Genomic DNA, 24,982 nt, shown 5'->3' on the forward strand with positions numbered 1-24,982 from the left:
CCCGGCAGGGCAGAGGGGGGTAACGCCTCCCACCAATGCGCCAATGGAGTCTCACCATGCTGAACGTCGACAACATCAACCTCCATTACGGCGCAGCCCAAGCGCTCCGTGGCGTTTCGCTGACGGCGGAGATGGGCAAGATCACCTGTGTGCTCGGCCGCAACGGGGTGGGCAAAAGCTCGCTGCTGCGGGCCGTTACCGGGCAGCACGCCATTAGTGCCGGGACGATCAGCTTTGAAGGGGCGGCGCTGGACGGGCTGGCGCCTTACCACCGGGCCAAGCGCGGTGTCGGCTACGTGCCGCAGGGGCGGGAAATCTTTCCGCTGCTCAGCGTGCAGGAGAATCTCGAAAGCGGCTATGCGCCGCTGCCGCGTAAGGAACGGTTCATTCCCGACGATATTTTCAGCCTGTTTCCGGTGCTGCAATCCATGCTGGGAAGGCGCGGCGGCGATCTCTCCGGCGGCCAGCAGCAGCAGCTTGCCATCGGCCGGGCTTTGGTGACGCGGCCGAAGATCCTGGTTCTCGACGAGCCCACCGAGGGCATTCAGCCGTCGATCATCAAGGATATCGGCCGGGCGATCAAATATCTGCGCGATTCCACCGGCATGGCGATCCTGCTGGTCGAGCAATATCTGGATTTCTGCCGCGAGCTTGCCGATTACGTCTACATCATGGACCGCGGCGAAATCGTGCATGAGGGGCTGGCCGAAACGCTGGACACGCCGGAAGCGCGGCGTCACCTGACAGTATAAACCGAGACTAAAACCCCTGTGCGCCGATCACGGCGTGCAAACGGCCGATTAATATTTTGAAAGCCTATGCGTCTCGACATGGCATTCATGCGTAATTTTAGCATTTCATTGAATAAAAGCCTGTGATATTGGCAGCGCAAATGCTGCATGCGAGACACAGGAAAAGTCTATTCGCACGCCGCGACAGTTGATCCCTTACATTCCACGCACGTCCGACGTATCGTCGGGGAAACCGTGCCCAATAAAGGCGTGTCAATGAACCAAGACTTTGCCATTGGCCGGGCCGCCCGGCTGTTCCGCTCCGCCCGCACCCTCTTTCTGGGTCTTGCGATGTGCGCGAGCGCGGGTGTCGCAGCGTCGGCATCGACCTGCGGTCAGTTGCCCGGACCCGGCATGGAACCGGGCAGGCATGATTTTTCCATTCTCTCCAACGGTGAAAAACGCGACGGCGTCTATTTTGTTCCCTCGGCCTATGATGGAAAAAAGCCGCTGCCCGTGGTGTTCGATTTCCATGGCTCCAACAGCAATCCGCACGGCCAGCTGAACCGCAGCGGCTGGGACAAGCTGGCGGAACGTGACGGTCTGGTGGTCGTGGCGCTGGCCGGCAGCCTGAATGGCGAATTGCCCGGCACCCATGCCTGGAATGTTCCCGGCGTCACCAAGCGTCCGGGCGGGCTGGACGAGGTCGGCTTCATTCGCGATGCCATCACCATGGTGAAGGGCAAGTTCTGCGTGGATGAGGAGCGTTTTTACGGTTCCGGTTATTCCGGCGGCGGGCGCATGCTGTCGCAATTCATCTGCAATGGCAGCGCGGATTTCACCGCTGCCGGTTTCGTCGCCTCGCTGCGCGCGGGTTATCCGCTGGAGACCGAGGGCAAATGGGCACCGGATGCGGCAAGCTGCACGCCGGCGCGGCCGATGTCGATCATCGCCTTTGCCGGGCTGAAGGATCCGGCCAACCCCTATCAGGGCGGCGGTAAGTCCTATTGGCAATATGGCGGCGAGACGGCGCTGAAGCGCTGGGCCGAAATGGATGGCTGCAAGGGCGCTGCCAAAAGCAAGGTGGGCGAGAGCTTCACCGTTAATTCTTACGATGTCTGCAAGGCTGGTGCGCGCATCCAGTCCTATGTCATCGAAAACTGGGACCATGCCTGGCCGCGCGCCACCATGAAAGCCGAAGTGCTGGCCGCGAGCGCCGTCGTTACCCGCAAACCCGGCGGCGAACAGACGCCGAAGGCCGAACCCGCCGTGGAGCGCAAGATGCCCACAGGCGAAGTGACGCGCACGGTTGATGCGGCCGAAAGAATGTGGGATTTCTTCCGTAATACGGAAGGGCAGCTGGTGGTGGACGCCGTCGTCAAGAAGGATTGTGGTGCAAAGGCCGCGTCCGCTTCCGCAAGTACATCGGAGACCGCGTGCAGCAGCAACAGCAAGCCATCGGCCCTTCCGGTTGTGAAGACGCTCAACAACCTGTCCGGCAGCAGCGCGCCCGTGGCAGAGGACGCATTGTAACCAAAGCCGTTGAAGGGCGCAGCCGGCTGGAGGAACTGTTCCAGGAAGGTTGCGCCAAAATCCGCCTGCCGGAAACCTTTTCGAACGAAGCCGAAGCCATTCTCATCAATTCCTCCGGCGGCCTGACCGGCGGGGACGAACTCGAATGGCAGGCGGTTGCCGGCGCAGGCACCTCGCTGGTGGTGACCACGCAGGCCTGCGAGAAGGTCTACAAGGCATCCTCCGGAACCGCCACCGTTACCGCCCGGGTTTCCGCCGGGCCGGGCGCCCGATTGCACTGGCTGCCGCAGGAAACCATTCTCTTCGACCGGGCCTCGCTGACCCGCCGGCTGGAAGCCGATCTCGACCAATCTTCCGAATTCATCGCCGTCGAAGCCGTGCTGCTCGGTCGCCAGGCCATGGGCGAGGCGATGGCGCATGGCCTTTTTCGCGACCGCTGGCGTATTCGCCACGGGGGTAAGCTGGTGCATGCCGAAGAGCTTCTGCTGGAAGGCGAGGTAGCGGAGCTAACCGCAAAATCGGCGGTTCTGGCCGGTCAGGTCGCCTTTGCGACGCTGCTTTATATCGGGCCTCTGGCCGAGGCGCTTTTGCCTAAAATCCGGGCTATTGCCGGGGAAAGCGGCGGCGCCAGCGAATGGCAGGGCAAGCTTGTTGTCCGGGTCTCTGCCGCCGATGGTTTCTCCTTGAGAAAATTGCTTTTTCCGATCATTTCGCTCTTGCGAAACGGCGCGCCAGTGCCGAAAGTCTGGAATCTGTAAACCCTTCGGATCGTCGGCAACCGGCGTCCTTCGGGGTCTGTCAAACAAGTCGAATTTGGCCCCGGAAACGCTTTGATTTGCGGGGCAGGTGCGAAAGCTGCGGGACCACGATGAACCTTAGCCCAAGAGAAAAAGACAAGCTGCTGATTTCCATGGCCGCCATGGTGGCGCGCCGCCGGCTGGAACGCGGCGTGAAGCTGAACTATCCCGAAGCGATTGCGCTGATTACCGATTTCGTGGTCGAGGGCGCCCGCGACGGCCGTGCCGTGGCCGAGCTGATGGAAGCCGGCGCGCATGTCATTTCCCGCGACCAGGTGATGGAAGGCATCGCCGAAATGATCCATGATGTGCAGGTGGAAGCGACGTTTCCCGATGGCACCAAGCTGGTGACCGTTCACGAACCGATACGGTAAAGGGGCGAATATGGCGCTGGAGCTTCGACCCAATTGCGAATGCTGCGACCGCGATCTTGCTCCCGACAGCCGGGATGCGATGATCTGCTCGTTCGAATGCACCTTCTGCGTCGATTGCGTGACGGATGTGCTTGATGGCGCCTGCCCGAATTGCGGCGGTGAGCTGGTTCGCAGGCCCGTTCGCCCGGCGGCGAAACTCGTCAATAATCCGGCGTCGACACGGCGCGTCCTGAAGGCCGAAGGCTGCACGGCGGCCAACGCTGCCTGAGACAAAAGGGGAAATACTATGAAACCCGGCGAAATCATTACCGCAGAGGGCAGCATCGAACTCAATGCCGGCCAGCCGACCGTGACCATCGAAGTCGCCAATTCGGGCGACCGGCCGGTGCAGGTGGGCAGCCACTATCATTTCTATGAGACCAATGCGGGTCTTCTCTTTGACCGCGACAAGGCGCGCGGCATGCGCCTCGATATTCCCGCCGGCACGGCGGTGCGTTTCGAACCCGGCCAGAAGCGGGAGGTGACGCTGGTGCCGCTTTCCGGCAAGCGCGAGGTTTACGGTTTCCGTCAACAGGTCATGGGGAGGTTATGAAATGGCGACGGCGCATTATCATGGAAGCTGCCAGTGTGGCGATGTGAGCTTCGAGGTCGATGCCGATCTCGACCATACCGTCATCTGTAATTGTTCGCGCTGCAAGCGCCTGGGTTCCACGCTCGCCTTTGCGCCGCGTGAGAAATTCACGCTGCTTTCCGGCGAGGACAAGCTGGCGGAATATCTCTTTAACAAACACAAGATCCATCATCTTTTCTGCTCCACCTGCGGCATCGAGAGCTTTGCTTATGCCGATGGGCCGGACGGAACGCCGATGGTGGCGGTCAATGCCAATTGTCTCGATGGTGTCGATCCCCGGGCGCTGAAGCCGCAGGCTTTCGATGGCGCGGCGGCCTGAGCGATGGAGATGAGCCGAAAAAACGTCCTTCTGGCGGCGGTGTTTCTTTGTGCGACGGCCGGCCTGTCCATGCCGGCCGCTGCGCAGGGCGAGCCGGATTGCAAGGCCCCGCAGACGCAGGCGGACATGACCATCTGCGCCGGCAAGGATTACGAAAAGGCCGACAAGCAGTTGAACGCCGAATATCAGAAGCTGCGCAAGCTGCTCACCGAGCGCGACAAGGCGGCGGATGCAGATGGCAAGGGTGCGACCGACGCGCTGGTGACTGCCCAGCGCGCCTGGGTGGCGTTTCGTGACGCCAATTGCGCGCTTTCAGGCTTTCAGGCGCGCGGCGGTTCGATGGAGCCGATGCTGATTTCCTCCTGCCTTGCCGAGATGAGCGGCAAGCGGGCGGAAGAGCTGCGCCAGCTGTCGGAAGGTTTCTGAACGCATGGGGCGGCGCATCACGATCGTTGGAAACGGGGAACTGCCGCCGGGTGCTGCTGATTTCATCGATTGTTCCGATATCGTCATCCGCTTCAATGATTGCCGGTCGCTCGGGCCAGGCGGCACACGCACCGATGTGGTGGCGGTGTGCAATACCGGGCGGCCGGGCCTTGAGATGACTGAGGGGAGCGAATGGCGCGAGAGTGACGGCGTGCGGCAGGCCTCCGCCATCTGGTCTGTGCGCGATCCGGCAAAGTTTGCCGAAATGGAGCCGGATATCCGCGCGCGCTGGCCGGAACTGACCGATTTCTGCGCCGATTATACTCCGGGTTTTGCCGCCATCGCACGAGAAGCCGGCAAGGCTCACATCGTCATTCCGCGCGGTGTGCATGAAAGGCTTGATGCCGCGCTCCAAGCCTATGCGCCCGCGCCCTATGTCTGCCCCAGCACCGGCCTTTTCGCCATCGCCCATGTCCTCGAGAGCGTGAGTGACGATGGTGACGAGGTGGCGATTGCCGGTTTCGGCCATCAGGGCTGGAGCGGGCATCCGTTTGCCGCCGAACAACAGCTGGTCGAGGCCCTGGCGTCTCAGGGCAGGCTGACACGAATTTCTCCCACATCGATTTTCTCCGCGTCCGAAGGAGCCTGAGCCTATGCCTTACAAGATTTCCCGCGCCGCCTATGCCGGCATGTTCGGCCCAACCGTCGGCGACAAGGTACGTCTTGCCGATACCGAACTCTTCATCGAGATCGAGAAGGACCACACGACCTATGGCGAGGAAGTGAAATTCGGCGGCGGCAAGGTCATTCGCGACGGCATGGGCCAGAGCCAGGCGACACGGGCGGAAGGCGCTGTCGATACCGTCATCACCAATGTGGTGATCGTTGACCATAGCGGCATCTACAAGGCGGATGTTGGCCTGAAGAACGGCCGCATCCACGCCATCGGCAAGGCGGGCAACCCGGATACGCAGCCCGGCGTGACGATCATCGTCGGCCCTTCGACGGAGGCGATTGCCGGCGAAGGCAAGATCCTGACGGCTGGCGGCATGGACGCGCACATTCACTACATCTGCCCGCAGCAGATCGAGGAAGCGCTGATGAGCGGCGTGACCTGCATGCTGGGCGGCGGCTCCGGCCCGGCGCATGGCACGCTCGCCACCACCTGCACCGGCGCGTGGCATATCGAGCGGATGATCGAAAGCTTCGATGCTTTTCCGATGAATCTGGCGCTGGCAGGCAAGGGCAATGCATCGCTGCCCGCACCGCTGGAGGAGATGATCCTTGCCGGTGCCTCCTCGCTGAAGCTGCATGAGGACTGGGGCACGACGCCGGCCGCCATCGACAATTGCCTGACGGTGGCCGATCAATACGATGTGCAGGTGATGATCCACACCGACACGCTGAACGAAAGCGGCTTCGTGGAAGATACGGTCGCCGCCATCAAGGGCCGCACCATCCATGCCTTCCATACCGAAGGGGCTGGTGGCGGGCACGCGCCTGATATCATCAAGGTCTGCGGAAATCCCAACGTCATTCCGTCTTCCACCAACCCGACGCGGCCCTATACCGTCAATACGCTTGCCGAACATCTGGACATGCTGATGGTGTGCCACCACCTGTCGCCGTCCATTCCCGAAGATATCGCCTTTGCCGAAAGCCGCATCCGCAAGGAAACCATCGCGGCGGAGGATATTCTCCATGATATCGGCGCGTTTTCGATCATCTCTTCCGACAGCCAGGCCATGGGCCGCGTCGGTGAAGTGGCGATTCGCACCTGGCAGACGGCCGACAAGATGAAGCGCCAGCGCGGCCGCCTGAAGGAAGAGACCGGCGAAAACGACAATTTCCGTGTCCGCCGTTACATCGCCAAATATACCATCAACCCGGCCATCGCCCAGGGTGTCAGCCACGAGATCGGCTCCATCGAAGTCGGCAAGCGCGCCGATCTCGTCTTGTGGAACCCGGCCTTTTTCGGGGTGAAACCGGAGATGGTGCTGCTCGGCGGCTCGATTGCCGCCGCACCGATGGGCGATCCGAATGCTTCCATTCCCACGCCGCAGCCGATGCATTACCGGCCGATGTTTGCCGCTTATGGCAAGTTGCGCACCAATTCCTCGGTCACTTTCGTGTCGCAGGCGTCGCTGGATGCGGGCCTTGCCCAGCGCCTCGGGGTCGCCAAGAAGCTGCTGCCGGTGAAGAATGTGCGCGGTGGTATTTCCAAGGCGTCGATGATCCACAATTCGCTCACCCCACATATCGAGGTCGATCCGGAAACCTACGAAGTGCGCGCCGATGGCGAGCTTCTGACCTGCGAGCCGGCGACGGTGCTGCCAATGGCACAGCGTTATTTCCTGTTTTAACGGCGCCTCGTGTTGAGATCGATCAGAAGGTGGATCGGCGGCGGCCTGCTGCTGATCGTCCTGCTCCTTGTGTTCGGCACCATCGTGCCGCGCCCCTTTTTCGCCGATGGTGCAGGCGGCCCGAGGGATCGCGAGATATTGCTATTATCCAATCCGATCCACACCGATATCGCCCTGCCGGTCGATGAGGATCTGCGGCGGACATTTGCCGAATTGCAGGAAGACGGTATTGCGGTCAACCATCCGGCGGCGGCCTATCTGGTGTTCGGCTGGGGCGGCCGGTCGTTTTATACCGAGACGCCTACCTGGGCCGATCTGAAACCCATGCCGGTCCTGCGTTCGTTTACGCTGGATCAGTCGGTGATGCATGTGGATGTGACCGGGGATTTTCCCGCCGATCTGGCCGGGGTGAAACGCCTGCGCATTTCCGAAGCGGGGTATCAGCGCCTTCTCGCTGGTATCGGGGGGAGTTTTGTCAGGAGAGACCGCAAGGTTCAGCTTATCCCCGGTGTCGCCTATGGTTTCAATGACGCGTTTTTTGAGGCGAATGGCTGGTTCAATGCGTTTGCCGGCTGCAACACATGGTCGGCCGCCATGCTGCGGCAAGCCGGAATTCGCACCGGCTGGTGGACGCCCTTGCCCCCATTGCTGCGCTGGTCGGTCGATCTCCACAATTGATCCTCCGCCGATGCGGCATTTCATACATTCAACGACCTCAATCCGATTTTTATGCTGCACCGCAGCGCGTCTTGCGTTATGGAAACCGCAAAAGAATTCCGCGCGGATCGATCCCAAGCGATCCGCGTAAAACACCTGATCAGGAGAAAAGACATGCTCGGCAAAAAAGTGCCCGCCGTAACCTTCCGCACGCGTGTTCGCGACGAGGCCGTTGGTGGCCCCAACCCGTTCCGCTGGCAGGACATGACCTCCGACGATTATTTCAAGGGCAAGAAGGTCGTTCTCTTCTCGCTGCCCGGCGCCTTCACGCCGACCTGCTCGACCTACCAGCTGCCCGATTTCGAAAAGCTGGCGGGTGAATTCCGCGCGCTCGGCGTGGATGACATCTATTGCCTGTCGGTCAATGACGCCTTCGTCATGAATGCCTGGGCAAAGGGCCAGAACCTCGAAAACGTCAAGGTCATTCCGGATGGTTCGGGTGAGTTCACCCGCAAGATGGGCATGCTGGTCGCCAAGGACAATCTCGGCTTCGGCATGCGCTCCTGGCGTTACGCCGCCGTCATCAACGACGGTCTGGTGGAGCAGTGGTTCGAGGAAGAGGGTTATTCGGACAATTGCGAATCCGATCCTTACGGCGTTTCCGCGCCGCAGAACATTCTGGAAAACCTGAAGGCACGCGCTGCGGCCTGATTTTGGTTTTTGCGAAGGCCCGGCACCGATGCCGTGTCTTCGGGTGCCGACAGGAGGCGAAAACCTCTCCTCCGTCATCCTCGCCCTTGAGGCGAGGATCCATAGGCGTCTGACGGGTGGATCCTCGGGTCAAGCCCGAGGATGACGTCGAAAGTGGAGAAAGGTTTGCACCTGGCCCGGCTGTGATGCCGGGCTTTGTCATTCTTGTGGCCATGTGCCCTGAAATCGCGCCTTGAAATCACCCCGCCTATCCGGCAAAAATCAGACCCCCAAGACAGTTTCTGAAACGGATCATTCCATGCTGCGCGTCACCTCCTATCATCCGGCCGGAACCCCCGCCGACGAAGCCTCCGGTTATGTTACCCTGGCGCATGACCAGCGGCATCTGCGCCGCAAGCTGCTGCATCTGCAAAATGACGAGATGGTGATGCTGGACCTGAAGGAAGCCGTGCTGTTTGCCCATGGCGATCTTCTGGTGGTGGAGAACGGCGACTTGATCGAGGTCCGTGCGGCGGATGAAAAGCTGTTCGAAATCAAGGCGAAGGACCGCCTTCACCTGATCGAGCTTGCCTGGCATCTGGGCAACCGCCACCTTTCCGCGCAGATCGAGGAGGAACGCATTCTCATCCTACGCGACCACGTCATCCGCGCCATGCTGGAAGGTCTGGGCGCCACCGTGCGCGAGGTGGAAGAGCCATTCCAGCCTGCCCGCGGCGCCTATCACGCCCATGGCGGCCATTCCCATGGCCACGGGCATGATCACGGCCATCACCATCACGATCACGGTTGAGCCGTGAGCGAAGATCGCGGCGTTGCCGCGCTGTTGCGGCTCATGGCCTGGCTGTCGCCGGCCTTTCCCGTCGGTGGTTTTTCCTATTCCGGCGGGCTTGAAAAGGCGGTGGAGGATCGGCGTGTGCGCGATGCCGCTGAACTGGGCGGCTGGGTGGAGACGCTTCTGCGTCACGGCAGTCTCTGGAACGACGCGCTATTTCTGGCGGAAGCCTGGCGCAACGGTGAGGACGCCGCCGTCTTAAGCGAAACGGCCGATCTGGCACGGGCGCTGGCCGGTTCGGCGGAGCGCTATCGCGAGACGGTGCTTCTTGGTGATGCCTTCGTTGCCGCCGCCGGGGCCTGGCCGCATGCGGTTCTGGACCTGTTGCCGAAGGATGTTCCCTATCCCGTCGCCGTCGGTGCGGTGGCTGCCGGTCATGCGGTGCCGCTCAGGGAAACGATTGCCGCCTTTTTGCACGCCGGCGTCTCGCAGCTCGTTTCGGCGGGCATCCGCCTCGGGGTTGCGGGACAGAAGGATGGCGTCGCCATTCTGGCCGCAAGCGAGGCGATCATCGCGGAGATGGCGGCGCGGGCAATGCAATCCACGCTTGACGATCTCGGCAGCGCGACGATCATCGCCGACACGGCAGCCATGCGTCATGAAACGCAGGGCACGCGGCTTTTCCGGTCCTGATCGCGCTGCATGACGATCGTATTGAACGAGCGTATGCCGCTTGTTTCTTCTGCCCGCCGGGGAGAAGGTCGCGGCAGCGGGATGAGGGGGCGAGGGTAGCGATATTCGGAGAGGGTGCCCCCTCATCCGACCCTTCGGGCCACCTTCTCCCCGGCGGGGAGAAGAAACGCGCGGCACGATCTTTGCATATATTGAAGCGTCCCGTTGAGGGACTATGGTGAAACAAGACCAAAGCATATCGAAGGGAACAGCGTGATGAAATCGGGTAATGGGCCGCTGCGCGTCGGCATTGGCGGGCCGGTCGGTTCTGGCAAGACGGCGTTGACGGAAAAGCTCTGCAAGGCGATGAGCGCCGATTATTCGGTCGCGGTCGTCACCAATGATATCTACACCAAGGAAGATGCCGAGGCGCTGGTGCGCATGCAGGCGCTGCCGTCCGAGCGTATTGTCGGGGTCGAGACGGGTGGTTGCCCACACACCGCCATTCGTGAGGATGCCACGATCAATCTGCAGGCGATTGCCGGGCTTAATGCGCGGTTTCCCGATCTCGATGTGGTCTTCATCGAATCCGGCGGCGACAATCTCGCCGCGACCTTTTCGCCCGATCTGGCCGATATCACCATCTATGTGATCTCCGTCTGCCAGGGCGAGGAAATTCCGCGCAAGGGCGGGCCGGGCATTACCCGCTCCGATCTGCTGGTCATCAACAAGAAGGACCTCGCCCCCTATGTCGGTGCTGATCTCACCGTCATGGACAGCGATGCGACCCGCATGCGCAACGCCATGCCTTTCGTGTTCACCGACATGAAACGGGGCGATGGCGTGGAACGCATCATCGGTTTCCTGAAAGAACAGGGCGGCCTCTGAAATATGGCTATCTCCCGCCGTTTCGGCGCTTACGAGGTTTCCCGTTTTGTCGACGGTGTCTACAAGGCGCCGGTCGGCCATCTCATCCACCGGCAGGGCGCGGATGCGCTGGCCGGGGCTCTTGCCGGGCATGAGGGTGAAACGGTGGATATGGATGTCAACTGCTTTGCGCTGTCCGGGCCTGAAGGCATCTGGCTGATCGATGCCGGTTGCGGCACGGCCTGGGGTGCAGCCTATGGTCATGCCCGCGCGGCGATGATCGCCGCCGGGATCCAGCCCGCCGATGTGAAGCGCGTTATCCTCACCCATATTCATGGCGACCATGCGCTTGGCCTCATCGATGGCGACCGGCCTTATTTTCCCAATGCGGACATATGGGTTCCCGAGGCCGATCTCGGCTTTTTCAGCAGCGCGGAGGCGCGCAAGAGCCTGCCGCCCGCCCGGCAGGGCGGGTTCGATCTCGCCGCGCGGCTGCTCGATATTTGCGGCGCCATGCTGCGGCCGATCCCGACGGGAAAGATAGCGGATGATGTGGAGGCCATCGCCATGCCGGGCCACACGCCCGGACATACGGGCTATCTTATCGGCAAGGGCGATGAACGGCTGTTATTATGGGGCGATGTGCTGCATGTGAGCGCGTTGCAGGCACAGGATCCGGGTATCGGCTTCGTCTATGATATCGATTCCGAACTTGCCTATTCGACGCGTTTAAAGGCGCTTGGCGAAGTTGCCGATAATGACTGGCTCGTTTCCGGCGGCCATCTTGGCGGATATTTCCGTGTTGAGCGAGAGGGCGATAGTTTTCGCTTCGTGCCACAGCCGTTTTGATATCCGGGTGCAGGAAAATTCGAGGACGGGATACCGGCAGGTGTCCCGTCCTCGTCCTTCCCCCGGTATTGGCTTCATATCTGTTTCAGCGCCGCGACATCATTGACCTGGACGATGCGGCCGCGCACGGTGACCCCGGCTTTTTTCAAGGTCGAGAAGGCGCGCGAGAGGGCTTCCGGCGCAAGGCCGAGCTTGCCGGCGAGCAGGCTTTTCTGGAATGGCAACCGCAGTGAAAAGGATGTCGCGTCACGTGGGCCCTGATTGATGAGGTAATGGGCGACACGCTGCGGCGCTGTCTGCAGCCGGTCATTGGCGATGCAATCCATGGTTCCGAGCAGGCTGTTGGACAGGCAGCGCATGACGGCCTTGGCGATTGCCGGCTCCTGATCGATCAGGCTGCGGATTCTTGTCAGTTCGAAACGCGCCACGGTGCAGTTTTCCGCCGCCTGCGCGCTGTAACGATAGCTGTCGCTGCCGAAGATCAGGCATTCATTGAAGGTTTCGCCCGGGCCGCTGACGCGCACATCCGCCTCGCGCCCGTGCCGGTCCAGCCGGTAGAGCCTGACATAACCTGATAGAACGCAGTAGAAATATTGCGCCGTCTCGCCTTCCTTGAAGAGCACGTGGCGGGCGTTCACATTGATGACGCTGGCCGCCTCCATCAGCTTCAATGCAGCCGCGTCATCCGCTATCCCGATCAGGGGTGCGCGCAGCAGAATGTTCCTGTCCCTGTTGCTCAGCTTCACGGTCTTGTTCACGTCCATCCGGCTCCCGCTCAAACCTTTTGCCGGGCTGTCCGAAGCGATACGAAACCGGGGATGTTCCTTTTCCCTCACGCCTATCTGAAAAGAGCTCATCGCATTATCCTTCGACCGGCAACTCCCGATGCGAGGGAGATTAGCAGTTCACCTGAAAAGCGAATTGATTTCGATCAAATGGGTTTGCAGTCGTTAAGGGGGGAAATGACTGGGCTATTCGTGCTTCGAAGCACAGGGGAAAACATGGAGCGGGTGAGCGCCACATATTTCTTCTCCCCTAGGGGGAGAAGTCCGCGGCAGCGGGATGAGGGGGCGAGGGTAGAGATATGCGGAGAGCTAACCCCCTCATCCGACCCTTCGGGCCACCTTCTCCCCGGCGGGGAGAAGAAAGAAGCGGCGACGTTTTAGCCTTTAAACACCCGTAAAAGAAAACGCCGGGCACAGGGCCCGGCGTCTCAATCGTTATTCTGCAAGCTTCACTCCGCAGCGAGCGGCGGCAGCCGTAAGATGTTGCTGCCCTTGTCTGCGGTCTTGTCGCCGGTGCCCTTTTCCATGCTGGCGACCCGCGCCTCGAGCGAGGAGAGCGCCAGGCTGTTTTCGCGGGCGATCTCCGAGAGTTTCTCGTTGGAGAGGGCCTCTTCCTCCTCTTCCTTCTTACCGACGAAGCGGCCGAAGAGGTGGGCGAGCAGGCGCGAAAAGTCGTCCATGATCAGGAAGAAGGCGGGCACCACGATGAGCGACAGCACCGTCGAGACGATGATGCCGCCGATCACCGCAATCGCCATCGGCGCGCGGAACGAGCCGCCTTCGCCGACGCCGAGCGCGGAGGGCAACATGCCCGCCGACATGGCGATGGAGGTCATGATGATCGGGCGGGCGCGCTTGCGGCCGGCCTCGACCATGGCATGCACCCGTTCCATGCCGTGGCGGCGCATTTCGATGGCGAAGTCCACGAGCAGGATGGCGTTCTTCGTCACGATGCCCATCAGCATCAGGATGCCGATGAGAACGGGCATGGACAGCGCGTTCTGTGTGATGATGAGCGCGACTGCCACGCCGCCGATGGCAAGCGGCAGCGAGAACAGGATGGTGAAAGGCTGGATGACATCCTTGAACAGCAGGATGAGCACCACCAGCACCAGCATCAGGCCAAGCAGCATGGCGTTGACGAAGCCCTGCTGCATTTCGCCCTGCACCTTGGCGTCGCCGCTTTCGGCAAGGCGAACGCTTGCCGGCAGATCGGTTTCCGCTACGATGCGCTTGAACTCGGCCGTCGATGTATCGAGCGCCGTGCCGAAGGGCACGTCGGAGCCGATGGAGACGACGCGGTTGCGGTCGTTGCGCTTGATTGAGCTTGGGCCTTCCGAATAGTCGATATCGGCAACGCTATAGAGCGGCACCAGCGACCCGGAGGCGGTCTTGATCTTCAGCGCGCGGATGGTGGCGAGGTCGCGGCGGGTATCGAGCGATGCCTGTACGCGGATCGGGATCTGCCGGTCATCCAGCGAAATCTTCGTCAGCTGTGCGTCGATATCGCCGATGGTGGCGACACGCACGGTCTGAGAAATCTGCTGTGGCGTGATGCCGAGGCGGGCGATTTCATCCTTGCGCGGGCGGATCTGCAGTTCCGGACGGGGCAGGGCGCCTTCCGAGCTGACATTGGCAAGGATTGGCGAAGCGCGCAGGCGGCTCTCGAGCACGCCGACGGCGTCGTTCAGGTCCTTTTCGTTCGACGAGAGGAAGTTGAAGCTCAATTCACGTTCCGCGCGGTCATTCAGCTTGATGATGCGCACATCGGGGATGGTGCGGACCTTGGCGAAAATATCCCGTTCCACATCCCATTGTGGACGGAGGCGGCCCTTTTCTTCCACCTTTGGCAGATATTGGCCGATGAGCGGAAGGGAGCCGAGACCCTTGTTGACCAAGGTTTTCAGCAGCGAGTGATCGATATGCTGAAGGATGACGTTGACCGTGGCGCGACGAAGCTCCAGATCGCCCTTGGGCGAAGCGCCGCCGAGGATGAAGACGCTTTCCACACCGTCAATATCGCGGATGGCATGGAAAATTTCGGTCGTCGTGCGGTCGGTTTCGTCCAGCGTCGCATTGGGCGGCAGTTCCACCGAAAGCGTCACGCGGGAAGCATCGTCCGGCGGCAGGAAGCTGCCCGGTACCTGGCTCAGAAGATAGACGGATGCGACCAGAAAGCCGATGGCGCCGATGAGCGTCAGGTAACGCGCCCACCACTTGCGGGTGGTGGCGGAAACCATGCGCGTATAGGATTTCATCAGCCAGCCGTCATTGTCGGCATGGTCGTCCATCGCGTCTTCGGCACGCATCAGATAGGCCGCCATCAGGGGTGTGATGAGGCGGGCCACCGCCAGCGAGAAGAACACCGAGAAGGCGACCGTCAGGCCGAACTGGATGAAGTACTGGCCGGGAATGCCGGGCATGAAGGAGACAGGCACGAAGACGGCGATGATGGTGAAGCTGGTGGCGATGACGGCGAGGCCGATTTCATCCGCCGCTTCGAGTGCCGCCCGATAGGGCGTCTTGCCCATCTTGATATGGCGGGCGATGTTCTCGATTTCCACGATGGCGTCATCCACGAGAATACCCGTGGCGAGCGTCAGCGCCAGGAAACTGACGAGGTTGAGCGAGAAGCCCATCAGATCCATGATCCAGAAGGTCGGGATCGCGGAGAGCGGCAGGGCCACGGCGGCAATCAGGGTCGCGCGCCAGTTCCTGAGGAAGAGCAGGACCACGATGACGGCGAGGATCGCGCCTTCGATCAGCGTATCGAGCGCCGCCTTATAGTTGCCATAGGTGAAATAGACGGCGTCGTCGACCATTTCTATCGACACGTCGGGATGATCCTTGCGGACCTGATCCAGGCTTTCCGCCACGGTTTCGGCCACCGAAACCTCGCTTGCACCCTTGGAGCGGAACACCGCAAAGGTGACGGCGGGGTTGCCGTTGAAGCGCGAGAAGGACTTCTGCTCCTCATAGGTGTCCTTGACCGTGCCAAGCTCGGAGAGCTTCACGAAGCGGCCGTTGGAGAGCGCGATGGTGGTGTTGGCGAGCTGGGTGACGTCACGCGTATCGCCGAGCGTGCGGATCGTCTGCTCGTTGCCGCCAACCTGGCCGCGGCCGGAACCGAGATCGATGTTGGTGCCGCGCAGCTGGCTGTTCACCTCGGTGGCGGTGATGCCGTAAGCGTCGAGCTTTTCGGGGCTGAGCGAAACGCGCACCTCGCGGTCCGCGCCGCCATAACGGTCGACCTTGCCGATGCCGGACTGGCCCTGGAGCGAGCGCTTGATCGTGTCATCCACGAACCAGGAAAGCTCTTCCAGCGTCATGTTCGGCGAGGAGACGGCAAATGTCTGGATTGCCTGTCCTTCGACGTCGATCTTGCTGACAACAGGCACCTCGATATCGGCGGGCAGATCGCTACGGATCTTGTCGATGGCGTCCTTGGTGTCCTGAACGGCCTCTTCCGTCGGCTTCTCGATGCGGAAGACGACGGTGGTAAGCGATTGTCCGTCGGTGACGGTCGACTGGATTTCGTCGACGCCACTGATGGCGGCGACGGCGTCCTCGATCTCCTTCGTCACCTGCATCTCGAGCTCGGAGGGCGAAGCGCCGCTCTGGGTCACGGTGACGGCGACGACGGGGACGTCGATATTGGGAAAACGGGTGATTGGCAGGGCGTTGAAAGCCTGCATGCCAAGGACCATCAAAAGCGCGAAGCCAAGCAGCGGCGCAATCGGGTTACGGATTGACCATGCGGAAAAGTTCATCTCATTCCCTCAGTCAGTTGGACGCAGCCGTCTGGGCTTCAACCGGTCTTATCCGGTCGCCATCACGCACGAATGCTCCAGCTTTCTCGACAACCTTGTCACCAGCGGCAAGCCCGCTGACAATCTCGATAAAACCGCCGTCCTCTATGCCGGTCTCGATCTTCACCTGCTTGACGACGTCGCCTTCCACCTTGCGGGTGGTCGAGCCTTCGCGTCCGGAGGTGACGGCCGATAGCGGCAATGCGAGCGCGTTCGTCTGCTCGACGACTATTTCGGCGCTGGCATACATGCCTGATCGCGCCGGGCTGTTTTCCGGCAGCACCACATGTACGGAGCCGAGGCGCGTCGTCGGATCGACGGTGGGTGAAACGAGGCGCACCTTGCCCTCTATTTTCTCAGCTCCGCCGGCAACCGTCAAATAGGCTTTCTGACCGGTCTTGACCTTGAGGATATCCGTCTCGGAAAGATCGGCGACGAGTTCGATCGCGCCATCCTTGATGACGGTGAAAAGCGGGTTGCCCGCGCCGCTGGCAATGGCGCCAACCTTGGCGTTCTTGGCCGATACGATGCCGGTGACGGGGGTTTTAACACCCGTCCGCGTCAGCTTCAGATCGATGTCGTCGATCTGCGCGTCAACGACCTTGATGTCGGCTTCACCGGCGGAAACGGCCTGTTTGGCCGCATCGAGGCGGGCCTGCGCAACTTGAGCGGCGGCTTCGGTTTTTTCCGTCTCGGAGACGGAGCCCGAACCGCTCTGGCCGAGCTTTGCGGCGCGGTCGCGCTGGCGAAGGGCGTCGGCCAGATTGGCCTGCGCTTCCAGCACCTGCGCCTTGGACTGGGTGACGGAGGCTTCGGCTTTGGCCTTGTTGGCTTCGAGCTGGCTCTTTTGCAGGACAAGACTATCGGAAGACAGCACGGCCAGAACGGCATTCGCCTCCACCCGGTCGCCGATATCGGCGTTCAACGTGTCGATCGACAGGCCGTCAACCAGCGGCTGGACGTAAATCTCGTCCACGGGGCGGATCGTGCCGGTCGCGATGATGCGGTCCACAAGATCGCGTTTTGCGGCATGTGCGACGATGATCGAGGGGAGGTTCTGCTGTTTGACCGGTGCCTGCGTCTCCCCTTCGGCTGCTGCCGAAAAGGGCAGGGCCGTTGCGGAAAGAAGAAGGAATACAAAGCGGTTAAACGTGACTTTATGCTGCATGTGTCTTGGCTCGCGCAATATTCGATCGCATGTCCTGCAGCCTCTCGGCGTATATTAGAAGGTCATGCTGAAACGAATGTGAAACAAGGGATCACAATACTTCCTTTTCGATCCTCCCGATTCGAACGCCCCTCAACGCGAATCTTCAGCACTTTGCCGTCGTGCTTTTCTTACAAGATCAAATTTGGCAGTCTTGTGGGCGGGACTCTAATTGTTGTTGTCGTACAAATCAATCCGCATAGCCGCGATGCTTGATATACATTTTTGTATAGGTCGGGATATTGTAATTCGTCAAATACGTCACCAGCGAAAAAAGAAACGCGCGGACGGTGCCGCGCGTTCCATGCGTTCGGGTTCGATTTTACTATTTCAGCGCCGCATCGGTGATTTCGGTGGTGAAGGCGCCGGAGGGTTCCTTGGTGATGACCGGATCGGAACCGCCGCCAAGCAGCGTCTTGACGGTACGGTCATAGTCCGCCTTGTCGAGTGCGCCCTTCGAGCCGGCGGTCAGTTTTGCCACTTCGCCCATCATGCGCTTCTGGTGTTTTTCGGTTTGTGCGCCGGAGGCGTCGTTTTCAAGCACGATGCCGGCCGCATCGTCAGGGTTTTCTTCCGCCCATTTCCAGCCCTTCATCGAAGCGCGGACGAATTTGACCATGTCTTCCTTGAACTTGGCGTCCTTCAGCTTGTCTTCCAGAACGTAAAGCCCGTCTTCCAGCGTCGCCACGCCTTCCGCCTCGTATTTGAAGGTGACGAGTTCCTCCGGCTTGATGCCGGCATCGATGACCTGCCAATATTCATTATAGGTCATGGTGGAAATGCAGGCGGCCTGTTTCTGCAGCAGCGGATCGACATTGAAGCCCTGTTTGAGAACGGTCACGCCGTCCGCCCCGCCGGTGGTCGGGATTTTCAGATGCGCCATCCAGGACAGGAACGGATATTCATTGCCGAAGAACCAGACGCCCAGCGTCTTGCCCTTGAAATCTTCCGGCTTGGTGATGCCGGTTTCTTTCAGGCAGGTCAGCATCATGCCTGACGATTTGAACGGCTGGGCGATATTGACCAGCGGCACGCCTTTTTCGCGGGTGGCGAGTGCGGATGGCATCCAGTCGACGATGACGTCCGCACCGCCGCCGGCCAGAACCTGTGCCGGCGCAATGTCCGGGCCGCCGGGCTTGATGTCGACATCGAGGCCTTCGGCTTCGTAGAAACCCTTGTCCTTAGCGACGTAATATCCGGCGAACTGCGCCTGGGTGACCCATTTGAGTTGAAGGGTAATCTTGTCGGCGGCCTGCGCTCCGAATGCGGTCAGGAGTGACGCGCCGGCAAGAAGCATGGATGCAAGTTTCATTTTCATCGCTGTTCCCTTTTTCGTTATTACGTTCGTCCCCCACGGACGGACGGATGCCAGAAGGTGACGGCCCGCTCCGCGAGCGCCACGAGACCATAAAAGCCGGAGCCGGCGAGCGCGGCGAGCGCGATTTCGGCCCAGACCATATCGACATTGCTGCGGCCCATTTCCGCCGAGATGCGGAAACCCATGCCGACGATGGGCGTGCCGAAAAATTCCGCGACGATGGCGCCGATCAGCGCCAGCGTGGAATTGATCTTCAGCGCGTTGAAGATGAAGGGCCAGGCGGCTGGCAGGCGCAGCTTCACCAATGTCTGCCACCAGCCGGCGGCATAGGTGCGCATCAGGTCGCGTTCCATGTGGCTGGAAGCGGCAAGCCCTTGAACCGTGTTCACCAGCATGGGGAAGAAGGTCATGATGACGACGACGGCGACTTTCGACTGCCAGTCGAAGCCGAACCACATGACCATGATGGGTGCTACGCCGACGACCGGCAGAGCCGAGACGAAATTGCCGATGGGCAGCAGCCCGCGCTGGAGGAAAGGCGAGCGGTCGATGAGAATGGCGACGGCAAAGCCGAGGCCGCAGCCGAGCACATAACCCGTCAGTACCGATTTGATGAAGGTCTGGCGGAAATCGGCCCAGAGGATCGGCAGGGAGCCGGCGAGCCGTGCGAGGATGGCGCTCGGAGCCGGCAGCAGGATGGGCGGCACGGAAAAACCGCGCACCACGCCTTCCCAAAGCGCGAGGATGGCCAGCCCAAAGAGGAGCGGCACGGCGATGCGGCCGATGCGTTTTGCCGCTGGTGTGGAGAAACGGCGGCGCACCAGCCATTCGTTGAAGGCCCAGGCGGCAAGCCAGAACAGGATCGCGCCGAAAAACCAGCCGGGATGGGTCATGGCCGCGCTCCCATTCTCTTGAGGACGGCGGCATGGGCGATGCCTATGATGGACACCAGCAGCGCAGCCACACCGGCGGCCATGAACAGCGCCGCCCATATCTGCACCGTCTGGCCGTAATAGGAGCCGGAAAGCAGGCGCGCGCCGAGCCCGGCAACGGCCCCTGTCGGCAATTCACCGACGATGGCGCCGACCAATGCGATGGCGACGGCGATCTTCAGCGAGGTGAAGAGATAGGGCAGCGCCGAGGGCCAGCGCAGCTTCCAGAAGATCTGGCCGGGCGAGGCATTATAGGTGTGCATCAGGTCCAGCTGTATGGTTTCCGGGCTTCTGAGGCCCTTCACCATGCCGACGACGATGGGGAAGAAGGAAAGATAGGTGGAGATCAGCGCCTTCGGCAGCAGCCCGGAAATGCCGATGGAGTTCAGGACGACGATGATCATCGGTGCGACGGCGAGGATCGGGATCGTCTGGCTGGCGATGATCCACGGCATGACGGAGCGGTCCATGGCGCGGTTATGCACGATGGCGACGGCAAGCAGGATGCCGAGCGCTGCACCGATGGCGAAACCGAGCAGCGTGGCCGAGAGCGTGACGCCGGCGTGGTAAATGAGGCTGCGCTTGGAGGTGATGGCCTTGTTGACCGTGGTGTCCCACAGTTCTGCGGCAATCTGGTGCGGGGCGGGGAGAACCGGGCGCTCCTGGGCGAAGGTTTGCGGCAGGAGTTCGAAGAAGCCCGGTGTTTGACCGGCGCGGGTGGCCTGGTCGCGGGCGAAGGGCATGTTGAGGTAGATGACGGCGAGGTGCCAGAGGATGAGGATGGCGAGGAGGACGGTGAGGATGGGGAGGATGCGGTGGCGGAGGAGGGTCATGGGTTTTTGCTCCGTCGCTCACTGCGAGGGTGCGGTTTACCCCCCTCTGTCCTGCCGGACATCTCCCCCTCAAGGGGGGAGATCGACTCGTGGTTGGGTCTTGGCCATCTCAGCGTTTGCGAATGGAGCGGTGGTAGGGCCTCCTGCCGATCTCCCCCCTTGAGGGGGAGATGCCCGGCAGGGCAGAGGGGGGTAAAGCTGGCGATGACCTCACCCCTCATAGCTATGCCCCGCCTTCAGCCCCTCACGCACCCGATGCGCAATCGCCAGAAATTCCGGTGTCTCGCGAATCTCGAGCGGCCTTTCCCGTGGAAGGGTGGATGTGATCACATCCGTAACCCGGCCCGGCCGGGGCGACATGACGACGATCTTGGTCGAAAGGTAGACCGCTTCGGGAATGGAATGGGTGACGAAGCAGATGGTCTTGCCGGTCGTATCCCAGAGTTTCAGCAGCTGTTCGTTGAGGTGATCGCGCACGATCTCATCCAGCGCGCCGAAGGGCTCGTCCATCAACAGCAGGTCGGCATCGAAGGCGAGCGCGCGGGCGATGGAGGCGCGCTGCTGCATGCCGCCGGAAAGCTGCCATGGATATTTCTTGCCGAACCCGTTGAGGTTGACGAGATCGAGCGTGCGCTCGATGCGCTCGCGCTGCTCGGCCTTGGTATAGCCCATGATTTCGAGCGGCAGGGCGATGTTCTTTTCGATGCTGCGCCAGGGATAAAGGGCGGCGGCCTGGAAAACGTAACCGTAAGAGCGGTCCCGGCGGGCGTTTTCCGGCGTCGTGCCGTTGACGGTGATGTCGCCGGACGTGTGTTTTTCCAGATCGGCGATGACCCGCAGAAAGGTGGTCTTGCCGCAGCCGGAAGGGCCGATGAAGGAGACGAAATCGCCCTTGCCGACCTCCAGGTCGACATTGGAGAGTGCGTGCACCGGGCCATCACCCGTTTCGAAGGTGAGGCCGAGATTTCTGGCGGAAACGACGGAATAGGGGGAGGCCTGGTTCATCTGGGCTTGGTTTCGCTTTCCGTCAGGGCCGCGCGCGCCAGCGGCAGCATTTGGGTTTCCGTAAGCCTTGCGATCGTTATGCCGGTGTGGCGGTCGAGATCGAGCCAGCGCACTTCCTCTATTTCCGCCCGCGGGGCGACCTCTGTCTGAAGTCTGGCGATGAATGTATGGGCGACGACGTCGGCCCCCGTCTCATTGGCGGCCTCCTCGCGAAAGACGCCTTCATAACGGACGGCATTTTCGGGCAGCGTCAGGCCGATTTCCTCGGCAAGTTCGCGGTGAAGCGCCTGTTCCGGCGTTTCGCCCGGATCGATCTTGCCGCCCGGCTGCATGAATTGCGTGGTGCCGCGCTTGCGCACGACAAGCATCTGCCGCCGCTCATTGAGGAGAACGGCTGCGGCGATGACGATTTCGCGTTTCGGCCCGGCGCTCACGGTCATACACCCGATGCCGGGATGCCGCTGCGCTCCACCTTGCGCGGCGCGACGAGTTCCTTCCAGGTGGAAAGCGCCCGGCTGACGGCTGGATAAGGATCGCGGGCGATGAACTGGCCGTGACCCGGCTGCGTTTCGATGGTGGCCTCCTCGATGCTGACGAGACCGCGCGACAGGGTGTAGCGCGGCAGGCCTTTGACCTTCTGCCCTTCGAACACGTTGTAATCGATGGCCGATTGCTGGCTCGCCGCGCTGATGGTCTTTTCCAGCGCCGGATCCCAGACGACGATATCGGCATCGCTGCCGACGAGGATCGCGCCCTTTCTGGGATAGATGTTGAGGATCTTGGCGATGTTGGTGGAGGTGACGGCGACGAATTCGTTCATCGTCAGCCGACCGGTCGTCACGCCATGGGTCCAGAGCAGCGGCATGCGATCTTCCAGCCCGCCGGTGCCGTTCGGTATCCTGCGGAAATCGCCAAGGCCGAAACGTTTCTGCTCGGTGGTGAAGGCGCAATGGTCGGTCGCCACGCATTGCAGCGAGCCGGAGGCGAGGCCCGCCCAGAGGCTGTCCTGATGCTGCCGGTTGCGGAAGGGCGGGGACATCACCCGGCGGGCGGCGTGATCCCAGTCGGCATTGGCATATTCGCTTTCATCGAGGATCAGGTGCTGGATCAGCGGTTCGCCATAGACCCGCATGCCATTTTGCCGGGCGCGGCGGATCGCTTCATGCGCCTGTTCGCAGGAGGTGTGGACGACGTAAAGCGGGGCGCCCGCCATATCGGCGATGATGATGGCGCGGTTGGTGGCCTCGCCTTCCACCGAGGGCGGGCGGGAATAGGCATGCGCCTCCGGCCCGACATTGCCTTCCGCCATCAGTTTTTCCTGCATCTGCGCGACGATATCGCCGTTTTCCGCATGCACGAAGGGGATGGCGCCCAGTTCGGCGCAGCGCGAGAAGGAGGCGAACATCTCGTCGTCATTCACCATCAGCGCGCCCTTATAGGCCATGAAGTGCTTGAAGGAGTTGATGCCCTTTTCCCGAACCACCGTCTTCATCTCGTTGAAGACCTGCTCGCCCCACCAGGTGACGGCCATGTGGAAGGAATAATCGCAATTGGCGCGCGTCGCCTTGTTGTCCCATCGCTGCAGGGCATCAAGAAGCGACTGGCCGGGCTCCGGCAGGCAGAAATCCACCACCATGGTGGTGCCGCCGGCAAGCGCTGCGCGCGTGCCGCTCTCGAAGTCATCGGCGGAATAGGTGCCCATGAAGGGCATTTCCAGATGCACATGCGGATCGATGCCGCCGGGCATGACATAACATGCGGTGGCATCGAGTACCGTACCGCCGGTTAGATCGGGCCCGATCTCGGTGATCCTGCCGCCTTCGATCTTCACATCGGCCTTAAAGGTGAGGTCGGCGGTGACGACGGTGCCGTTCTTGATGATGGTGGCGGTCATTCCACGATCTCCGCAGTCTCGAGCACCGCATGCAGCAGCACATCGCAGCCGGCGGCGGCCCATTCCGGCGAAATTTCCTCGGCTTCGTTGTGGGAAAGCCCGTCCACGCAGGGGCAGAAGATCATGGTGGAGGGAGCGACCCTTGCCGTCCAGCAGGCATCGTGGCCGGCGCCGGAGATGATGTCCATGTGACTGTAGCCGAGTTTTTCGGCGGCAGAGCGCACGCGGCCGACCAGAACGGGGTCGAAGGTGACGGGATCGAAATGGCCGATGGCTTCGATCGAGCAGCCGACGCCGAGTTCTTCGGCGATCTGCGGCACTTCGCGTTCGAAGATGGCGCGCATGCTGTCGAGTTTCGCCTGTGAGGGGGTTCTGAGGTCGATGGTGAAGACCACCTTGCCGGGCAGTACATTGCGGGAATTGGGTGTGAAGATCATCTGGCCGACGCCGGCGACGGCGCCCGGCTGGTGGGCCATGGCCACCTCCTGCACCTTTTCGAGAATGCGGGCGGCGGCAAGGCCGGCATTGACGCGCATGGCCATCGGGGTGGAGCCGGTATGGGCTTCCTTGCCGGTCAGTGTCACTTCTAGCCACCACAGGCCCTGGCAATGGGTGACGACGCCGATCTGTTTGCCTTCCGCTTCCAGGATCGGCCCCTGTTCGATGTGATATTCGAAATAGGCGTGCATTTTGCGCGCGCCCACCTCTTCCTCGCCCAGCCAGCCGATGCGCTTCAGCTCTTCGCCATAGGTCTTGCCGTCGGTATCAGTGCGGCTATAGGCATAATCGAGATCGTGAATGCCGGCGAAGACGCCGGAGGCCAGCATGGCCGGGGCAAAGCGCGCGCCTTCCTCGTTTGACCAGTTGGTGACGGTGATCGGATGTTTGGTCTTGATATTGAGGTCGTTCAGGCTGCGCACCACCTCCAGCCCGGCCAGCACACCGAGCACGCCATCGAACTTGCCGCCGGTCGGCTGGGTGTCGAGGTGGCTGCCGATATAAACGGGAAGCGCGTCCGGGTCCTCGCCTGGGCGGGTGGCGAACATGGTGCCCATGCGGTCGACGCCCATCGTCAGCCCGGCCGCTTCACACCAGCGCTGGAACAGGCTGCGGCCTTCCGCATCCTCATCCGTCAGCGTGCGGCGATTATTGCCGCCGGCAATGCCGGGGCCGATCTTCGCCATATCCATCAGACTGTCCCACAGACGGTCGCCATTGACCGTCAAGTTCTTACCCGCCGCCATGAAGTGTCGTCCTCACCTGTTTTGTTTTTATCGAAGCAAAGCTTGTGCCGTTCCCTTTTTTGCCGGTTAAGATAACAGCCATTGCCTTGTGATGGCGATGGGGGATAAATTGACCGGCTGGTAAACATTGCAAATTCGCCATGGCGTCAGCAAGGGATTTTCGTGACGAATCGCACAAATTTTGCCTAAACTGTACGCGGAGATTATTTTTTAAGCATACTGTAACGGCAATTGCATCGAAAAGAAACAGAGA

The 24,982-nt window shown here is 61.3% G+C and carries 26 protein-coding genes; 16 read left to right on the forward strand and 10 right to left on the reverse strand.

The features are described from left to right. Positions 1-56: 56 nt before the first annotated feature. The 16 genes from urtE to aidB all read left to right on the forward strand — a co-directional run bounded on the left by urtE (position 57) and on the right by aidB (position 11,702). Positions 57-752: an urea ABC transporter ATP-binding subunit UrtE gene (gene urtE / locus AC1ROR_RS00765; protein WP_498588334.1), complete on the forward strand. Its 696-nt coding sequence runs from the start codon at positions 57-59 to the stop codon at positions 750-752. A 255-nt stretch (positions 753-1,007) separates the two neighbouring features. Then, positions 1,008-2,264, forward strand: coding sequence for a CE1 family esterase (locus AC1ROR_RS00770; protein WP_498588335.1), 1,257 nt, complete (start codon positions 1,008-1,010; stop codon positions 2,262-2,264). Continuing rightward, positions 2,168-3,022, forward strand: coding sequence for an urease accessory protein UreD (locus tag AC1ROR_RS00775; protein ID WP_498588336.1), 855 nt, complete (start codon positions 2,168-2,170; stop codon positions 3,020-3,022). Before AC1ROR_RS00770 ends, AC1ROR_RS00775 begins: the two co-directional genes overlap by 97 nt. A gap of 110 nt (positions 3,023-3,132) precedes the next feature. Next, positions 3,133-3,435 (forward strand): urease subunit gamma, encoded by a 303-nt coding sequence (locus AC1ROR_RS00780; protein ID WP_035219978.1) that lies wholly within the window; start codon positions 3,133-3,135, stop codon positions 3,433-3,435. Positions 3,436-3,445: 10 nt separating this feature from the next. Then, positions 3,446-3,703, forward strand: coding sequence for a DUF1272 domain-containing protein (locus AC1ROR_RS00785; RefSeq protein ID WP_498588337.1), 258 nt, complete (start codon positions 3,446-3,448; stop codon positions 3,701-3,703). Between the two features lie 18 nt (positions 3,704-3,721). Further along, positions 3,722-4,027 (forward strand): urease subunit beta, encoded by a 306-nt coding sequence (locus AC1ROR_RS00790; protein WP_035219981.1) that lies wholly within the window; start codon positions 3,722-3,724, stop codon positions 4,025-4,027. A gap of 1 nt (position 4,028) precedes the next feature. Then, positions 4,029-4,385, forward strand: a complete 357-nt coding sequence (locus tag AC1ROR_RS00795) for a GFA family protein (RefSeq protein WP_020808768.1) — start codon at positions 4,029-4,031, stop codon at positions 4,383-4,385. 9 nt (positions 4,386-4,394) lie between these two features. Beyond that, entirely contained in the window at positions 4,395-4,811 is a 417-nt protein-coding gene (locus AC1ROR_RS00800; protein ID WP_498588338.1) for a lysozyme inhibitor LprI family protein, read from the forward strand. Between the two features lie 4 nt (positions 4,812-4,815). Then, complete coding sequence (locus AC1ROR_RS00805) at positions 4,816-5,460, forward strand: Urease operon accessory protein (RefSeq protein ID WP_498588339.1); 645 nt, start codon at positions 4,816-4,818, stop codon at positions 5,458-5,460. A 4-nt stretch (positions 5,461-5,464) separates the two neighbouring features. Continuing rightward, complete coding sequence (gene ureC / locus AC1ROR_RS00810) at positions 5,465-7,174, forward strand: urease subunit alpha (RefSeq protein WP_035219985.1); 1,710 nt, start codon at positions 5,465-5,467, stop codon at positions 7,172-7,174. A gap of 9 nt (positions 7,175-7,183) precedes the next feature. Continuing rightward, complete coding sequence (locus tag AC1ROR_RS00815; RefSeq protein WP_167377480.1) at positions 7,184-7,852, forward strand: TIGR02117 family protein; 669 nt, start codon at positions 7,184-7,186, stop codon at positions 7,850-7,852. Positions 7,853-8,005: 153 nt separating this feature from the next. After that, entirely contained in the window at positions 8,006-8,542 is a 537-nt protein-coding gene (locus tag AC1ROR_RS00820; RefSeq protein ID WP_080835745.1) for a peroxiredoxin, read from the forward strand. A gap of 298 nt (positions 8,543-8,840) precedes the next feature. Then, entirely contained in the window at positions 8,841-9,332 is a 492-nt protein-coding gene (gene ureE, locus AC1ROR_RS00825) for an urease accessory protein UreE (RefSeq protein WP_035220654.1), read from the forward strand. Positions 9,333-9,335: 3 nt separating this feature from the next. Further along, positions 9,336-10,007 (forward strand): urease accessory protein UreF, encoded by a 672-nt coding sequence (locus tag AC1ROR_RS00830; protein ID WP_498588340.1) that lies wholly within the window; start codon positions 9,336-9,338, stop codon positions 10,005-10,007. 255 nt (positions 10,008-10,262) lie between these two features. Continuing rightward, positions 10,263-10,874 carry an urease accessory protein UreG gene (ureG, locus tag AC1ROR_RS00835; protein WP_498588341.1) on the forward strand — a complete coding sequence of 204 codons (612 nt, stop codon included), beginning with the start codon at positions 10,263-10,265 and terminating at the stop codon, positions 10,872-10,874. A 3-nt stretch (positions 10,875-10,877) separates the two neighbouring features. Beyond that, entirely contained in the window at positions 10,878-11,702 is an 825-nt protein-coding gene (aidB, locus tag AC1ROR_RS00840; protein WP_498588342.1) for an AidB family quorum-quenching N-acyl homoserine lactonase, read from the forward strand. 74 nt (positions 11,703-11,776) lie between these two features. Here the strand turns inward: aidB and AC1ROR_RS00845 are convergent, their stop codons facing one another. The 10 genes from AC1ROR_RS00845 to AC1ROR_RS00890 all read right to left on the reverse strand — a co-directional run bounded on the left by AC1ROR_RS00845 (position 11,777) and on the right by AC1ROR_RS00890 (position 24,729). Then, positions 11,777-12,466 carry a Crp/Fnr family transcriptional regulator gene (locus AC1ROR_RS00845; RefSeq protein WP_035219999.1) on the reverse strand — a complete coding sequence of 230 codons (690 nt, stop codon included), beginning with the start codon at positions 12,464-12,466 and terminating at the stop codon, positions 11,777-11,779. A gap of 470 nt (positions 12,467-12,936) precedes the next feature. Continuing rightward, a complete protein-coding gene (locus tag AC1ROR_RS00850) occupies positions 12,937-16,257 on the reverse strand; it encodes an efflux RND transporter permease subunit (RefSeq protein WP_035220000.1) in 3,321 nt (1,106 codons plus the stop codon). 13 nt (positions 16,258-16,270) lie between these two features. Beyond that, on the reverse strand, positions 16,271-17,464 hold the full coding sequence (locus AC1ROR_RS00855; protein ID WP_080835739.1) for an efflux RND transporter periplasmic adaptor subunit: 1,194 nt from the start codon (positions 17,462-17,464) through the stop codon (positions 16,271-16,273). 364 nt (positions 17,465-17,828) lie between these two features. Then, positions 17,829-18,821, reverse strand: coding sequence for an ABC transporter substrate-binding protein (locus tag AC1ROR_RS00860; protein WP_035220004.1), 993 nt, complete (start codon positions 18,819-18,821; stop codon positions 17,829-17,831). Positions 18,822-18,841: 20 nt separating this feature from the next. Then, positions 18,842-19,714 carry an ABC transporter permease gene (locus AC1ROR_RS00865; protein WP_498588343.1) on the reverse strand — a complete coding sequence of 291 codons (873 nt, stop codon included), beginning with the start codon at positions 19,712-19,714 and terminating at the stop codon, positions 18,842-18,844. Then, positions 19,711-20,586 (reverse strand): ABC transporter permease, encoded by an 876-nt coding sequence (locus AC1ROR_RS00870; RefSeq protein ID WP_080815977.1) that lies wholly within the window; start codon positions 20,584-20,586, stop codon positions 19,711-19,713. The genes AC1ROR_RS00865 and AC1ROR_RS00870 overlap by 4 nt, the downstream gene beginning before the upstream one ends. Before the next feature lie 210 nt (positions 20,587-20,796). After that, positions 20,797-21,591 (reverse strand): ABC transporter ATP-binding protein, encoded by a 795-nt coding sequence (locus AC1ROR_RS00875; protein ID WP_003520586.1) that lies wholly within the window; start codon positions 21,589-21,591, stop codon positions 20,797-20,799. Then, positions 21,588-22,031: an NUDIX hydrolase gene (locus AC1ROR_RS00880; RefSeq protein WP_498588344.1), complete on the reverse strand. Its 444-nt coding sequence runs from the start codon at positions 22,029-22,031 to the stop codon at positions 21,588-21,590. Before AC1ROR_RS00880 ends, AC1ROR_RS00875 begins: the two co-directional genes overlap by 4 nt. Further along, positions 22,028-23,485 (reverse strand): dihydropyrimidinase, encoded by a 1,458-nt coding sequence (gene hydA / locus AC1ROR_RS00885; protein ID WP_498588345.1) that lies wholly within the window; start codon positions 23,483-23,485, stop codon positions 22,028-22,030. The genes AC1ROR_RS00880 and hydA overlap by 4 nt, the downstream gene beginning before the upstream one ends. Further along, the gene (locus tag AC1ROR_RS00890) at positions 23,482-24,729 is read right to left on the reverse strand and encodes a Zn-dependent hydrolase (protein ID WP_167377477.1); all 1,248 of its coding nucleotides are present in this window, start codon (positions 24,727-24,729) and stop codon (positions 23,482-23,484) included. The genes hydA and AC1ROR_RS00890 overlap by 4 nt, the downstream gene beginning before the upstream one ends. Between the last annotated feature and the right edge of the window lie 253 nt (positions 24,730-24,982).

Source organism: Agrobacterium sp. GW821-FHT14E08, from assembly GCF_058803865.1.

Excerpts from the sequence above, each read along its gene's own strand:
- urtE (WP_498588334.1), top strand. The coding sequence starts at position 57 with ATGCTGAACGTCGACAACATCAACCTCCATTACGGCGCAGCCCAAGCG.
- AC1ROR_RS00770 (WP_498588335.1), top strand. The coding sequence starts at position 1,008 with ATGAACCAAGACTTTGCCATTGGCCGGGCCGCCCGGCTGTTCCGCTCC.
- AC1ROR_RS00780 (WP_035219978.1), top strand. The coding sequence starts at position 3,133 with ATGAACCTTAGCCCAAGAGAAAAAGACAAGCTGCTGATTTCCATGGCC.
- AC1ROR_RS00785 (WP_498588337.1), top strand. The coding sequence starts at position 3,446 with ATGGCGCTGGAGCTTCGACCCAATTGCGAATGCTGCGACCGCGATCTT.
- AC1ROR_RS00790 (WP_035219981.1), top strand. The coding sequence starts at position 3,722 with ATGAAACCCGGCGAAATCATTACCGCAGAGGGCAGCATCGAACTCAAT.
- AC1ROR_RS00795 (WP_020808768.1), top strand. The coding sequence starts at position 4,029 with ATGGCGACGGCGCATTATCATGGAAGCTGCCAGTGTGGCGATGTGAGC.
- AC1ROR_RS00800 (WP_498588338.1), top strand. The coding sequence starts at position 4,395 with ATGAGCCGAAAAAACGTCCTTCTGGCGGCGGTGTTTCTTTGTGCGACG.
- AC1ROR_RS00805 (WP_498588339.1), top strand. The coding sequence starts at position 4,816 with ATGGGGCGGCGCATCACGATCGTTGGAAACGGGGAACTGCCGCCGGGT.
- ureC (WP_035219985.1), top strand. The coding sequence starts at position 5,465 with ATGCCTTACAAGATTTCCCGCGCCGCCTATGCCGGCATGTTCGGCCCA.
- AC1ROR_RS00820 (WP_080835745.1), top strand. The coding sequence starts at position 8,006 with ATGCTCGGCAAAAAAGTGCCCGCCGTAACCTTCCGCACGCGTGTTCGC.
- ureE (WP_035220654.1), top strand. The coding sequence starts at position 8,841 with ATGCTGCGCGTCACCTCCTATCATCCGGCCGGAACCCCCGCCGACGAA.
- ureG (WP_498588341.1), top strand. The coding sequence starts at position 10,263 with ATGAAATCGGGTAATGGGCCGCTGCGCGTCGGCATTGGCGGGCCGGTC.
- aidB (WP_498588342.1), top strand. The coding sequence starts at position 10,878 with ATGGCTATCTCCCGCCGTTTCGGCGCTTACGAGGTTTCCCGTTTTGTC.
- AC1ROR_RS00845 (WP_035219999.1), bottom strand. The coding sequence starts at position 12,466 with ATGGACGTGAACAAGACCGTGAAGCTGAGCAACAGGGACAGGAACATT.
- AC1ROR_RS00850 (WP_035220000.1), bottom strand. The coding sequence starts at position 16,257 with ATGAACTTTTCCGCATGGTCAATCCGTAACCCGATTGCGCCGCTGCTT.
- AC1ROR_RS00855 (WP_080835739.1), bottom strand. The coding sequence starts at position 17,464 with ATGCAGCATAAAGTCACGTTTAACCGCTTTGTATTCCTTCTTCTTTCC.
- AC1ROR_RS00860 (WP_035220004.1), bottom strand. The coding sequence starts at position 18,821 with ATGAAAATGAAACTTGCATCCATGCTTCTTGCCGGCGCGTCACTCCTG.
- AC1ROR_RS00865 (WP_498588343.1), bottom strand. The coding sequence starts at position 19,714 with ATGACCCATCCCGGCTGGTTTTTCGGCGCGATCCTGTTCTGGCTTGCC.
- AC1ROR_RS00870 (WP_080815977.1), bottom strand. The coding sequence starts at position 20,586 with ATGACCCTCCTCCGCCACCGCATCCTCCCCATCCTCACCGTCCTCCTC.
- AC1ROR_RS00875 (WP_003520586.1), bottom strand. The coding sequence starts at position 21,591 with ATGAACCAGGCCTCCCCCTATTCCGTCGTTTCCGCCAGAAATCTCGGC.
- AC1ROR_RS00880 (WP_498588344.1), bottom strand. The coding sequence starts at position 22,031 with ATGACCGTGAGCGCCGGGCCGAAACGCGAAATCGTCATCGCCGCAGCC.
- hydA (WP_498588345.1), bottom strand. The coding sequence starts at position 23,485 with ATGACCGCCACCATCATCAAGAACGGCACCGTCGTCACCGCCGACCTC.
- AC1ROR_RS00890 (WP_167377477.1), bottom strand. The coding sequence starts at position 24,729 with ATGGCGGCGGGTAAGAACTTGACGGTCAATGGCGACCGTCTGTGGGAC.